This is a genomic window from Aeromonas sp. Marseille-Q5825, assembly GCF_946892685.1.
GTDB classification, from domain to species: Bacteria; Pseudomonadota; Gammaproteobacteria; order Enterobacterales; family Aeromonadaceae; genus Aeromonas; species Aeromonas rivipollensis.
This window is the reverse complement of record NZ_CAMPOU010000007.1, coordinates 167,631-180,782: the sequence shown is the minus strand read 5'-3', so window position 1 is coordinate 180,782 and position 13,152 is coordinate 167,631. Positions and strand designations below refer to the sequence as shown.

Genomic DNA, 13,152 nt, shown 5'->3' with positions numbered 1-13,152 from the left:
GCGCGAGAGGATCCCATGTCACACACGGTTCACGACAAGAAGAAGCTGCTGGCCAGGGTCAGGCGCATCAAGGGACAGACAGGTGCGCTGGAGAGCGCCCTGGAGCAGGAGACAGACTGCGCCGCCATCTTGCAGCAGATAGCCGCCATCCGCGGCGCCGTCAACGGCCTGATGCTGGAGGTGCTGGAAGGCCATATGCGCGAGCATCTGGGGGCGCCGGAGGCGACCCCGGCCGAGCGGCTGGAGGATCTGGATCAGGTGGTGAGGGTGCTGCGCTCCTATCTGAAATAACGCCGGCAGGTGCGGGGCAGATAAGCTGCCCCCACTCTGCAGCACACCACCCTCTTTACAGCAGAGCGGCTCCAGTCCACCGCTCTCCACCCCTTTCAGACTTGAGCCCTCGCCCGCTTTACGCCATCATGACCGCCGATCATTGATCGCCATACTCTGGATTCCACTTCGCAAGGACCCCCCATGTTTGAACACGTCGATGCCTATGCTGGCGACCCCATACTCACGCTCGTCGAGACCTTCCACAAAGACACCCGCGAGCAGAAGGTGAACCTGGGGATCGGCCTCTATTACGACGAGCAGGGCCGCATTCCGCTGCTGCCCTCGGTGCAGCAGGCCGAAGCCCAGCGCGCTGCCGCGCCGGCGCCGCGCCCCTATCAGCCGATGGAAGGGGCCGCCAACTACCGCACCGCGGTGCAGCACCTGCTGTTTGGCGCCGATCACGAGGCGGTCAAGGCCGGTCGCATCGCCACCATCCAGACCATAGGTGGCTCCGGCGCCCTGAAGATCGGTGCCGATCTGCTCAAGCGCTACTTCCCGACCTCAGAGGTGTGGGTCAGCAATCCGACCTGGGACAACCACAAGGCCATGTTCGAGGGAGCCGGCATCAAGGTGCACGACTACCCCTACTACGACGCGGCCACCGGCGGCGTGCAGTTCGACGCCATGATCGACTGCCTGAGCACCCTGCCGGCCAAGAGCATAGTGCTGCTGCACCCCTGCTGTCACAACCCGACCGGGGTGGATCTCTCCCGCGCCCAGTGGGACCAGGTGATCGCGCTGGTGGTCGAGAAGAACCTGATCCCCTTTATGGATATCGCCTATCAGGGCTTCGGCGATGGACTGGAAGAGGATGCCTACGCCATTCGCGCCATGGTGGCCGCCGGTGTCAGCTTCTTCGTCAGCAACTCCTTCTCCAAGAATCTCTCCTTCTACGGCGAGCGCTGCGGCGGCCTGTCGGTCATCTGCCAGGATGCGGAAGAGGCGAGCCGGGTACTGGGCCAGATGAAGGCCACCGTGCGTCGCAACTACTCCAGCCCTCCCACTCACGGTGGTCAGGTAGCCGCAGCCGTGATGAGCCAACCCGAGCTGCATGCCCTCTGGGTCGGCGAGGTGACCGAGATGCGCACCCGCATCAAGGCCATGCGCCAGAAGCTGTTCGAGGTGCTGAGCGCCAAGGTGCCGGGCCGCGATTTCAGCTACTTCATCAGCCAGCGCGGCATGTTCAGCTACACCGGCTTCACGCCGGAGCAGGTGGACCGCCTGCGCGAAGAGTTCGCCGTCTATCTGGTGCGCTCAGGCCGCATGTGCGTGGCGGGCCTCAACAGCCGCAACGTCGACTACGTAGCGGACGCCATGGCCGCCGTGCTCAAGGGTTAATCCCCATGCCCCGCTCAGGCGGGGCTTTTTGTTTGCTACGTCTGGAGGGGCAATACCGGCTGCCAGACGCACCCCTCATCCTCGCCCGCACGGGCTTCATCCCGGGAGGTTTTATGGATCTCATCGCGCTTTCCCGCCTGGGCGGTCGTCATCTGGTGACCCTGCACCTGCTGCTGGACACCCAGAGCGTCACCCGCAGCGCCGAGCGCCTCTGCACCACTCCCTCCACCGTCAGCAAGACCCTCAACCAGCTGCGGGATCTGCTGGGGGATCATCTGCTCTACCGCCAAGGCAACCAGTTGTTGCTGACCCCCTTTGCCGAGCGGCTCGGCCCCAGCCTGCGCCGACTGCTGAGCGAGCTGAACGGCCTCACCAGCCCGGAGGGCTTCAACCCCGCCAGCTGGCAGGGGGAGCTGAATCTGGCGATGCGCGAGAGCAGCATGATCTGGCCCATGGGGCCCGTGCTGGGGACGTTGATGCAGGAAGTACCCGGGCTGGTGCCCGTCATCTGGAACAAGGATCAGCAGGGACTGGCGGCGCTGGCGGCGGGCAAGCTCGACTTCGTGATCCTGCCCCACGATCAGAGCCAGCCCCTGCCCAGCCAGCCTGGCCTGGTATGGGAGACGCTGCGGGAAGACAAGCTGGTCTGCCTGCTGCGCGCGGATCATCCGGCGCAGGATCAGCCCTGGGATCTGGATGCTTACTTAAGCTGGCGCCATATCCTCATTCGCGACAGCGAGCTGGCCGATCCCTTCTTCGAGCAGAGCCTGGCCCAGCGCCAGGTAAGGCGCCAGATTGGTGCCACCCTGCCGGACTTTGGCAGTGCCACCGCCCTGCTGCGCCAGAGCGATCTCATCCTCACCGCCATCGAGGGCTGGGCCGGGCAGGCCGAGCCGTCCGGGCTGGTGAGGCGGCCCGTCCCGTTCGACTATGGCGCCGTGACCCACAGCCTGGTGTGGTACGGCCCCCTGGGGGAAGATCCCGCCCTGCACTGGTTCCGCCAGCGGATCCTCCAGCTCGCCCTGGAGCTGGGTGCCTGAGAGTGCCCGGGGGGCTCAGGGCTTCTTGGTGTAGATGGGACTCGGGAAGGAGGCGACGTTGTTGCCCAGCTCAGTGATGCGGGCCGCTCCCTGCTTGCGCACCTGATCGATGCGCAGCACCTGGTGCATGGGGATCAGGGTGCGGTTGACGTCGGCAAACTCACTCTTGAGCTTCTCGTGGCTGGGATCGACGATGAGCGCCGTGTGGTTGTCCCATACGAAGTTCGCGATCTCGATGAAGCCGAACAGCTGGCCCTGATTCACGTCCCTGACATAGACCTCGTAACGCTCGTTGTGACAAATAAACTGCACTCGATATAAGGCGTTGGCTTCACTCATGGGTATCTGTTGGTGATGGGCGGTTTTCCCATTCTAGCCGCCACTTTCCGCGCACCAAATAGACAGACATCACAGTTGCGTCATATCGGGTCTCAGGAGGCAGAACATGTCGGGCCCGTCACAGCGCCGGCAGGGCGATTGGGCCAAATCCTTTCACCTTCAATGCGTTGGACAACCTCTCAAGCTCCTCCATGGCGGCCTCCTGCCAGCCCATCGCCTCCCCGCGCACCCCGTGATGGCGAAAACCGTTGAGACGAATAGGCACAGGTCCCAGCGTCTGCAAGAAGGCAGCGAGCCCGGCGTCCAGCTCCCCTCTGGCGTCAAGAAAGTCGCTGCGCCCCGGCACCTGGAGCAGCCGCAGCTCCGCCAGCTTGCCCGCACGCGCGAGCAGTTGCAGCGAGGCCAGCACCCGCTCCCGGCCCTGACCGGTGAGCGAGTGATGCACCGACTCGCGCCACCCCTTGAGATCTATCATGGCGCCGTCCAGCACCGGCAGCAGCCGCTGCCAGCCCGTTTCACCAAGGGAGCCGTTGCTGTCGAGCAGGCAGCTCAGGTGGGTCAGGTCGGGCGCGGCCTTGATGGCCGCAAAGAGCGCCACCACGAAGGGGAGCTGGGTGGTGGCCTCACCGCCGGATACTGTGATGCCGGTGAGCAGCGGGCCGTAGCGGCGCAGCAGGGCCAGCACCTCGGCCACCGACATCTGGTGGGTCTTGGGGCTGGCGCTGCGGGGACATGCATCCAGGCAGCGGTCGCAGTGGGTGCAGAGAGACGCCTGCCAACGCACACTGCCATCAATGGGAGTCAGGGCGCCGCTCGGGCAGCCGGGCACGCAGTCGCCACAGTGATCGCACAGCCCTATGGTGTGGGGGTTGTGGCAGCCCGGGCAGCGAAAGTTGCACCCTTGCAGGAAGAGCACCAGCCGATTGCCCGGCCCGTCCACGCAGGAGAAGGGCAACCAGCGGCTGACCGTCGCGGTGCGCTCTCCCTTGTCATCCTCAGTAGTCACACAGGCTAGCCTCTAGGCCCAGCACCCGCGGCGCCCGCTGGCGAATGCCGGTCAGCTCGCTCGCCTCGGCACCGAGGCAGGTGGTCTGCAACCGCGAGCCTTCGACGGCGAAGCGGGCCACATCGCTCTTGCGGATCATGTAGCCGGTCACCCGCACCAGATCGCTGTCCGCCACGTTGGCACTGAATTCGCGCATGCCGAGGGCAAAGGCCCCCTTGCAGAGCTGCAGCAGCGCCTGCGGGTTCTGGCGAATGGTGGGATCCAGGGTCAGGATCTCGCTGATCCCGGAGTGGTAGTAGCCGTGGTGCGGGGCCAGGGCCAGCAGGTGGCTGGCGGGATCCGGCTCCTCCCCATAAGGGATGCGCACCCCTGGGGTGACTCCCTTGTCCAGGCTGAGCCCGCCCTGGGAGTGCAGCAGGGCACGCCCGCCCCAGGCGTGGGGCTGGGGTCGGGCTGCCACCCAGGCCGAGAGCCGGGCCGAGATGCGATGGCCGAGCTGGTTCGCCCCCTCGTCGTGACCATAGCGCCCGGCCAGCCCCTCTTTATCCATCAGCAGGTTCACCGCCTCCGCCATGCCATGGATGCCGAACATGGGCACGAAACGCTCCTCCTCGATCAATCCCTCCTCCACCAGGAAGCTGGCGAAGAAGCCGGACTCTTCGTGCAGGAAGGCGGCCCTTGCCTCGATGAGGCGGGAGGCCTGCTCGCAATAGTGGGGGAGCCAGCACGTCATGAACTCCTCAAGGTCGGCGCTCTGCTCGGCCATCCCCTTGAGGGAGAGGCGCACCAGGGTGTTGGCGCCGCCCCCCAGGGGCAGGGCGTTGTAGCAGCTGACGATGCCAAAGCCCCGCTCATCGAAGGTCTCCCTGTGGATCGGGTAGTTGACTATGTGGGGCTTGCCGCACAGGGCTATGTTCTGCACCCCTTGCATCAGCAGGCTGTCCGGGGTCGAGGCGGGATCGTGAAACAGGCTGAGGTTCGGCGCCACCTGCTTGAGTTCGCCATCGATGCGCAGGATCAGGCGGCAGATCCTGTTGTCATCCGGGCCTATGTTGACGTGCATGAAGGCATCCGGCAGCACCCTGTCCAGGTAGATCCAGAAGCCCTTCAGCTTGCGATGGAGGGCCTCGTCATCCAGCTCCCCGACGAAGGGCAGCAGCAGGTGATCGAGGCGCCCCAGCCAGACTGGCATGCCGGTGACCGAGGGCACATGGTGATAGAGGATGCGCAGGGCATCCAGGGCCTCGTCGAAATCCCGTGGTGGCGCCAGCTCCAGCCAGGGGGAGCCTTGGCGCAGGAACTTCTCATAGTCCGGCAGCACGTAACGCGGCTTGTAGGGGGCATGTCCCTCGAACATGTCGCAGAGCACCCCTTGCGCCATTGCCTCGGCCACCTCGGCAGGCAGCGCGGGATAGGGCAGCGCATTCTCGGCGGCGAGCGCCAGGGCATGGCTCTTCTGAGCCGGGGAGAGCAGAGGATCGCGCACTATGCGCTGACAGCTGGCGGTGAGGGACATGGGAAACTCCTTGGCGGATGATTCCTAAATCCTTACACTCGAGAGGCCTTTTTTGAAGTGACATTCATAACATAACGGATGTCTGATAGAGACATCCGTTATGCGGGATCACGGCTCAACCCAACCCGGGCAGCAGCGCCGCCAGTCCCCCCTGCCAGCGCAGCAGGAAGAAGCCCCCCATGCCGACCACCACCACCACCAGGGTCGGCAGCCGCAGCAGGGTCAGGGCGGTCACCAGCAGGGTGGCAGCCAGGTAGTCGGGATCCCAGTCCAGCCCCTTGCCCGGCTCATAGCTGAAGACGATGGGCAGCCAGATGGCGGTCAACACCGACTGGGCCGAGAAGCTGAGGAAGGCCCCCATCTCGGCACCGGGCTGATAGCGGGTCAGCCGCGAGAAGAAGGCAAAGCGGTTGAAGAAGGTGATCAGGGCCAGCAGGCCAATCATCAGCCAGCCCATGGTCATCTCCTCATCCGGTGCAATACATAACCCACCACCATGCCGGCCAGGGCCGAGATGATGATGTGGATCTCCGCCAGCAGCGGCTTGGTGAGCAGCGCAGTGCCGCCGCTCACCACAGTCGCCGCCACCATGGGCAGGTTCTTCATGGCGGGTATGGTCATGGCGATGAAGGTGGCGGCGATGGCAAAGTCCAGCCCCATCTTGTCCAGCCCCTCTATGTACTGGCCGGCGGCGATGCCGAGCAGGGTCGCCAGGTTCCAGAACAGGTAGAACACGAAGCCCGCGATCAGGGCATAGGCGGGGTTGAAGACGCCGCTGCGCTCCCTGTCCTTGAGTGCCACCGCGAACATCTCGTCGGTCAGGAAGAAGGCGAGGCTGGCACGCCAGCGCAGGGAGAGCGGCAGCACGTCACGGCGGAAGGTGAAGCCATAGAGCAGGTGCTGGGAGGTGATCACCATGGTGGAGCCCATGATGGGCAGCAAGGGCGTGCCCGCCCCGAACAAGGTGGTGGCCGAGAGCTGGGCGGCGCCGGCATAGACCAGCAGCGACATCAGCTGGGCCTGCACCGGGCTCAAGCCCGCCTGCAACGCCAGGGCGCCGCACAATATCCCCCAGGGGATGACGGAAATGGAGAGGGGGAGAATATCCAGGGTGGCGCGCCACCAGAGCGCACCCGTGCGCTCGGGCGCGGCGATGCGGGTTCCTGACATCATGGGATCATCCTTGTGACTTCCAACGCGAGCCGGAAAAACTAGCACGGCGCGGGAGGGGCTGTCACGCCATCCTGGGAGGAAACAAAACGCCCGCTGGGCAGCGGGCGTGAACGGCGAGGATCAGGGCTCGATGACGATGGGAGTGCCAGGCTCGATGGCGTTCCAGATCTCGTCCATCTCGTGGTTGAGCACGGCGATGCAGCCATTGGTCCAGTTGGACGGCTGCACCCTGCGATCCCCCATGCGGTTGAGCTGACCATGGATCATGATCATGCCGCCCGGGCGCACTCCCAGCTCATTGGCACGCTTGATGTCGTCCAGATTCGGGTAGTTGATGTGGATCGCCTTATAGAAGCCGGAATTACTCTTCTTGTAGTCGAGGGTGTAACGCCCTTCCGGGGTACGCTGATCCCCTTCCTGCTGCTTGTGCCCCTTGGGTGCAGGACCCAGGGCGACCCAGTAGCGCTTGACCGGCTTGCCATCCTTCATCAGGGTCAGGCTATAACTCGACTTCTTGACCACCACCATGTCGGCGGACAGGGTGGCAAAACTCAATGCGGGCCACAGCCCCAGCAAACACAACAATACGGCTCTCAATTTCCATCCCTCGACAAGCCTTCAGGGCTTTGTATTTAGCTAATCATCTGAATGTCGCCACTCTCTGGCGGCGAGCGAGCGCCATGATATGGGATCGCCGTGAATACTCAATATATCCAGAGAAACATATCTGGCGCCACTATGAGTTCACCGTCCATGAAAAACTTGAAACAATAATAGAATCATAATTATAAAACATCCTCTCCCAAAAATTCGTCGCCGTAGTTCAAGACTGACAGGAGGCTCAACGACTCCCACACCTGTGCCGCTGATGGGCGGTGATGCTCCCAGCCTATGGCGAGAATAAGGATATGAGGATATGGGGGAGCTGGCAGTGCAGATAAGTGTGTGGATCATGCCAGATAAGGAGCATGAACGTTGACCCCCCTTTCACGGCTTGACGAGTGAACGCTAGATGAATGCGCTGTGCCCCCAACGGGGCACAGCGCATTGTATCAATCAAACAGTACCGTGACGGGCAACCCCTCGACCAACAAGCCGGAAGGCAGCTTTTCATCCAGTGACAAGGCGACCTTGAGTGTCGCCTTCTCCCCCTCGAACGGGGCGGCCAGTTGAGCCGGCAGCTTGTCGGCCAGCTCTACCGGTCTCGCAACCCTGGCAGCTAGGCGCTCCCCGCTTGGCAGCCTGACGATAGCCTTGTGGCCCGTCTCCATCGAGGAGAGGTATTTGGGCGACACATAAGCGATGACTAAGGGATCCTCATGCTTGGAGATCAGAGCGAGCGGTGCGCCCGAAAAGACCCAGTCACCTTCTTGTACCAACACATCAGAGACTCTTCCCGTTGTAGGGGACTGGGGCTGTTGCTGCCTTGATATGGCCTCCATCTCCGTCAGCTCCTGTGCCAGCAAGTGGCGAGCACTGGCCAGCGGCCCCGTCAGGTGATCCTCCAGGATCTGCAGTTCTTGTAGAGTCTTCTCTGACCTGGCTTTTTGCAGTGAGATGCGTGACTGTGTCCAGCTCAGCAGGGCACTTGCATACTCGGCACTGGATACCAACTTTTCCTTTCTGTAGCCCGCATATTCCTTGTAAATCTCCTCCTGCTCACGGGTGCCTCGATCTGCGATATTGATCTGCTCGTTCAGGTTGTTCAATATCGCCTCCTCGGCACTCTCCTTATTCAGCTCGAGCGCTTTCAGACGAGCCTTACGCCCTTCGATATTGGCCTTGAGCGTCGGTGACTCAAATCGCATCAATGTATCCCCTTGTGAGACAGATTGGCCGGGAGACATATAGATGCTACGGATGAATCCATCACCATTGGCCACCACCAGCTGGGGTTCCGTCGTGATGATGGCCGGCGCCTGGGTCAGCCACCACTCTCGCCCAAGGTACCAAAGCAGTATGATCACGGGGCTGAATGCCAGCAGCAAGATCAGATACCAGCGGACCCGAAACGCGACACGCTTGGCGGGGGCATACAACACCCGGATCCCTTCATCCGAGGTGGCATCCTGCTTCTTAGGAGGGTTGAATGTTACTTTCATCAGAATTTGTTTCCTCGTTTTAGCACCCACCAAGGCGCCATGCTGCTCTCTTCATGACCTCGCCGGAATATTTCATTGAGCAACGCCACGGCACACCACAAACGCATCAGCAAGGTATAGACCGGGTACAGCAACAGCCACGGCAACATGCGCATGTCCGCTTTGGGCCGCTCAGAGATGGCAAGCAGAAACACCAAAAAATTGACCAAAGTGAGAAACAGATAAACCAGATAGAGACATAACATCAGGGCCGCCACAAACGGGCTCGGATAGCTGAACACCAGCCACCAGCTGTACCCCATGACCAACAACGGCAACACCACGTTTTGCGCCACGCCATAGACCAAGGTAAACAGAAAGGTCTTCCAACCCAGAATGCGTGGCGTCAGCGACAGCTTGTGCTTGCGCAGATAGAGAAACAGCAGATCCCCATCCCAGCGCAGACGCTGGTTTGCCAGGGTCATCAGGTCCGCAGGTGCATCAGTGTGACCTATGGCCCTGGGGGCAAACCCGATCTTCAGATTGGGGTGACGCTTAAGGTAGTGCTTGATCCGCACTGTCAGATCCAGATCTTCCGCCGTGTGGGTATCCCAGCCCCCGATCTGGCGCAGAAAATCGCGGCGAAATGCCCCAAACGCCCCCGAGATATTGTTGATCAGGTTCCATTCGCTTAGACCCGTTTTGCCCCCCTGCATGGAGATCATGTACTCGATCCCCTGCATGCGGGTGAGCAGGCCATCGCGCAAGTTACGCACCCGCAGCGCTCCGCCGACGGCCGGTACGTCCGGATCATCGAAACAGGCCACAATCTCGTCGATCATGTTGTTGTCAAAGGAGGTGTCCCCGTCAGCATTCATCACTATCTCGCCGGTTGCAGCCGACAACCCGGCATTGAGGGTCGATACCCGCCCGCCACGCTGCCATTTGGGCAACAGCACCAGGGTACGTGTCTTGCATCCCTGAAATTCGGCGACACAGTTCAGGGCAGCCTGATAGGTATGGGCATTGGCCTTGGCGCCATCGATCACAGCAATAATCTCCAGATGGCCACGATAGAGCTGCTCCTTGAGGGTCAGAATGGTCGAGCGGATGGCCTCCCCCTCCCCGTAACAGGTGATGATGCAGGAAACCTTGGGGCAGCGGCGTGACAGCGGCAGATCTGACGCTCTAGGTACCTGACGGGAAAACCATTTGAGGATCCCCGTCAGGGTCAGCGCCATCAGGGGCACCTCCATCAACAGCAGCATGGGCAGCAGCAACAGGATCATCCTGGGCGAAAACTGCAGACTGCCCAGGATCTCGGTCAAGATATACCGGACCGTACTTATCCACTCAGGCATCCTGGAGGCTCCCATCCAGCCAGCGACTTAGCCAGAGGCCGGTATCTTCACCCAGCGTGGTAGGGAGCGGCTCTACCTTCACATTCAGTGTCAGGGCATCCAACCCCTCGACATTGTTGAGCGCCAAAATTCTCTCTTGCAGGATCTGCCAATCCTCCACATTGGTGTGTGGCAGCAACAGCAACAATTGATCTTCTGCATACTGGCAGACCACATCAGTATCCCGGAACAGCGCCTGTAGGCGAGCCAATAAAGCGCCCAGTCGCAGCTGGGTTTTCAACAACCCCAGCTCGGTGCGCAATTCGGCTAGGTGTTCGACCCGAATGGCCAACAGGGTATGTCTGCCACCATGACGCTGCAGCAGGCTGTTGCTCCACTGCAGCAACCAAGGGAAGTGATCCATAGCCATCGGCGCCCCCCAGGTCAGAGGCAAATGCAACTGCTGGGTACCTTCACGAGCAATATGACGAGCTAACTTGCCGATGCGGTACTCATAGATGGGCGAAACAACCAGATCATCGGGCTTATGGACCTGACCACACTCGTAACATCGCGCCTGTACGGTAGCCTCCATGAAGCGGGCATGACATGAGAGGCAGCGGTACTTCTCCAGTGGTCGGTCATAGTCAACCCCGATATGGCGCAAGGTGGTCACACACTTGGGGCAGCGCAGCATCCCCTGCTTCATGAAGACATCCTGATCATCCACATGCCCGCAGGTGAAACAGTGCACGGCGGGCTTGGCCTGGATGGCGATGTGGGAGCACTCAGGGCACACGTCGACGAAGTTGAGATGGGCCGAATGACAGCCGTTGCACAGACGCACCCGATCCACCAGTTGCTCGTTTTGCAGCAGGCGCTCCGCCACCAGCTGCGGCAAGGAGGCCTCGGCCTCGCTGCCCAGCAGGCAGTCGAGCAGCGGATAGCCGTACCCCTGACGACATCCCGCCTGCCAGCGAGGCAACAAGCGGAAATGCGTGCGGGGCCAGCTGTAGCGCGCCAGTTTTTCCAGCTCGTCCGGATGCTCACGCGGCGTCAGCAGCGCCAAACGTTCCAGCATGTCGGGCACTCGCTCATCCAGCTGGGGCAGGAGACCATCGGCCAGCATGGGCGCAAGCGGGCTCTTCGCCACGCAGAAGACAGGTTGCAAATAACGGGAGGGATCGCGGCGAACCGCCTGCAATACCCGATCTTGCTCTTCGGCCGGCAGGTTGAGCAATAACACCGGCTGTTGCTCTGCATTCCATTGAGACCAATCGGCAAGAGCCTGGGTGGCAACATCCACCGAGCCTCCCAGCAACGCGATCGGGCAGGGTTGTTCACTCGTACTCATCATGGGACATAGCCTCTTCCATAGACTAAAAAACAGGCACCGACTCAATGAAGGAACCGGCACCTCAGCATCAACTATGTGTCTAGTCCTGAAATAGGTTTACACATTTTCGTCTAGCTTCACGTGACTCAGAACCCCCGATGCACTGCATCGGGGGTTCTGTATTTCAAGGCATGATGCGGTCGCTCCAGGTTGTAAATATCCACTGCCTCACGCACCATCTCCCGCGCTTGCGCCAGGTCCTGCGGGCTTTGCAACAACAACTCCCCTTTCAAAATCCCGTTCACCCGCTCCGCCAACGCATTCTGGTAACAGTCATAACCATCCGTCATTGAGCATTTCACCCCGTGCCGGGCATGCAATGACTGATACAGGCCCGAGCAATACTGCACGCCGCGGTCCGAGTGATGGATAAGCTCCCCGCCGCCACGCCGTTGCTTCAGCGCTTGTCTGAACGCCATCGCCACCGACTCGGCGTGCATCCCTTCGTGCACGTGATGGCCCACTATCTTGCGTGAGTAAGCATCCGTCACCAGGCTCAGGTACAGCGGCCCGCTCCTGGCTGGCAGATAGGTGATGTCGGCGACCCAGACTTGCTCCGGTGCCACCGGCGTGACCTGCTCCGGCCCGGCCTTGAGCAAGTTGGGATGACGGTAGATACGGTGAAAACTGTGGGTGGTCTTGTGATACGCCCGCTTTGGCTGCACCAGCAGGCGGTGCTCGGCCAATATCTGAAACAGCCTGTCCCGCCCGACCTTGAGCCCGCCATCATCCTGACCCTGAAGCAGATAATGCAGCTTGCGGGTGCCCACCCGTGGTTGTCGCAGCCGTACCTGACGCACGAAGCGCACCACCTGCAGCCCCTGTGCATGGCGCAGGTCGGCAACCCGATTGCGCTTGTAGTAAGCCTGACGGCTTATCCCCAGAAACCGACAAGCCCTGACGATGGTCAGCCTCTGGACTTGCCGCTGCGAGAGGACTTGCCGGGTCGCTTTTTTACGATGGAGACGCCGTAGTCGTTCTTCAATACATCGACGACGGCCTCAAAGAACTGGGCCTTCTGGCTCATCAGCGCCAGCTGCTGCTCGAGCTCCTTGATGCGCTGTTCGGGCGTCTGGTTGTTGGGGTCAGGCATAGTGATGCTCCTGCCGGCGCGCACAGAAGCCCCCTGGCTCCAATCTTGCCGACCATGTTTACGCAACCATACCAGAACGGTGGAGTTGCCCTGAATGCCGTATCGGGCTTGTGCCTGCTGGCAGGTGAGCTCGCCTTTTTCAATCTGCTCGACCAGTGCCAATTTAAAAGTCAGCGAGTAATCGCGCTGTGTCCGTTTCACACCTTGTCCCATCGGGTTCTCCATTTATTGGGGGGAAAGGTGTAAACCATATTCAGGACGGGACAATGGCTGGTAAAGAGGCATCGCATCTGCGCGCATCCCCCTCGGCCAGGTTTGATGCCGACGGCATCGTCGACTCTCTCGACGAAGGTCATGAAAATGGCGAACGCTATGAAGGGGTTGGGAGCTGGCGCCATGTTTCATGTGCGGTCCAGCCGTCTCTGAAATGAGACCTGCGACTTTCCGAGCCCGACTCGCGTCGGGGGTGGCGAGGGGGGTCGATTCTGGGTCTGGCC

General features: G+C 61.4%; 13 protein-coding genes. 3 read left to right on the top strand and 10 right to left on the bottom strand.

Annotated elements, in window-relative coordinates; translation table 11 throughout:
- Positions 1–15 precede the first annotated feature (15 nt).
- From OC537_RS18990 to OC537_RS18980, 3 genes are all read left to right on the top strand, one after another.
- The gene (locus OC537_RS18990) at positions 16–291 is read left to right on the top strand and encodes a metal/formaldehyde-sensitive transcriptional repressor (RefSeq protein ID WP_106884936.1); all 276 of its coding nucleotides are present in this window, start codon (positions 16–18) and stop codon (positions 289–291) included.
- Between the two features lie 183 nt (positions 292–474).
- Positions 475–1,671, top strand: coding sequence for an aromatic amino acid transaminase (locus OC537_RS18985; RefSeq protein ID WP_262113592.1), 1,197 nt, complete (start codon positions 475–477; stop codon positions 1,669–1,671).
- 113 nt (positions 1,672–1,784) lie between these two features.
- The gene (locus tag OC537_RS18980; RefSeq protein ID WP_262113586.1) at positions 1,785–2,711 is read left to right on the top strand and encodes a LysR family transcriptional regulator; all 927 of its coding nucleotides are present in this window, start codon (positions 1,785–1,787) and stop codon (positions 2,709–2,711) included.
- 15 nt (positions 2,712–2,726) lie between these two features.
- Here OC537_RS18980 and OC537_RS18975 read toward each other — a convergent pair whose 3' ends face one another.
- The 10 genes from OC537_RS18975 to OC537_RS18930 form a co-directional block, all read right to left on the bottom strand.
- Positions 2,727–3,050 carry a DUF1820 family protein gene (locus OC537_RS18975; protein WP_106884945.1) on the bottom strand — a complete coding sequence of 108 codons (324 nt, stop codon included), beginning with the start codon at positions 3,048–3,050 and terminating at the stop codon, positions 2,727–2,729.
- Positions 3,051–3,168: 118 nt separating this feature from the next.
- The gene (locus tag OC537_RS18970; protein WP_262113583.1) at positions 3,169–4,056 is read right to left on the bottom strand and encodes a YjjW family glycine radical enzyme activase; all 888 of its coding nucleotides are present in this window, start codon (positions 4,054–4,056) and stop codon (positions 3,169–3,171) included.
- Positions 4,046–5,572: a YjjI family glycine radical enzyme gene (locus tag OC537_RS18965; RefSeq protein ID WP_262113581.1), complete on the bottom strand. Its 1,527-nt coding sequence runs from the start codon at positions 5,570–5,572 to the stop codon at positions 4,046–4,048. Before OC537_RS18965 ends, OC537_RS18970 begins: the two co-directional genes overlap by 11 nt.
- A 115-nt stretch (positions 5,573–5,687) precedes the next feature.
- Positions 5,688–6,029, bottom strand: coding sequence for an AzlD domain-containing protein (locus OC537_RS18960; protein WP_106884948.1), 342 nt, complete (start codon positions 6,027–6,029; stop codon positions 5,688–5,690).
- 2 nt (positions 6,030–6,031) lie between these two features.
- Positions 6,032–6,745, bottom strand: a complete 714-nt coding sequence (locus tag OC537_RS18955) for an AzlC family ABC transporter permease (protein WP_106884949.1) — start codon at positions 6,743–6,745, stop codon at positions 6,032–6,034.
- Between the two features lie 120 nt (positions 6,746–6,865).
- Positions 6,866–7,342 (bottom strand): murein L,D-transpeptidase family protein, encoded by a 477-nt coding sequence (locus tag OC537_RS18950; protein WP_106884950.1) that lies wholly within the window; start codon positions 7,340–7,342, stop codon positions 6,866–6,868.
- 455 nt (positions 7,343–7,797) lie between these two features.
- Complete coding sequence (locus tag OC537_RS18945) at positions 7,798–8,847, bottom strand: HlyD family secretion protein (protein ID WP_262113576.1); 1,050 nt, start codon at positions 8,845–8,847, stop codon at positions 7,798–7,800.
- On the bottom strand, positions 8,847–10,187 hold the full coding sequence (locus OC537_RS18940) for a glycosyltransferase family 2 protein (RefSeq protein WP_262113574.1): 1,341 nt from the start codon (positions 10,185–10,187) through the stop codon (positions 8,847–8,849). The genes OC537_RS18945 and OC537_RS18940 overlap by 1 nt, the downstream gene beginning before the upstream one ends.
- A complete protein-coding gene (locus tag OC537_RS18935; protein ID WP_262113572.1) occupies positions 10,180–11,523 on the bottom strand; it encodes a diguanylate cyclase domain-containing protein in 1,344 nt (447 codons plus the stop codon). Before OC537_RS18935 ends, OC537_RS18940 begins: the two co-directional genes overlap by 8 nt.
- A 125-nt stretch (positions 11,524–11,648) precedes the next feature.
- A protein-coding gene (locus OC537_RS18930; RefSeq protein WP_262110598.1) for an IS3 family transposase occupies positions 11,649–12,868 on the bottom strand; the annotation gives its coding sequence in 2 pieces (ribosomal slippage) (positions 11,649–12,520 and positions 12,520–12,868; 1,221 coding nt in all).
- Between the last annotated feature and the right edge of the window lie 284 nt (positions 12,869–13,152).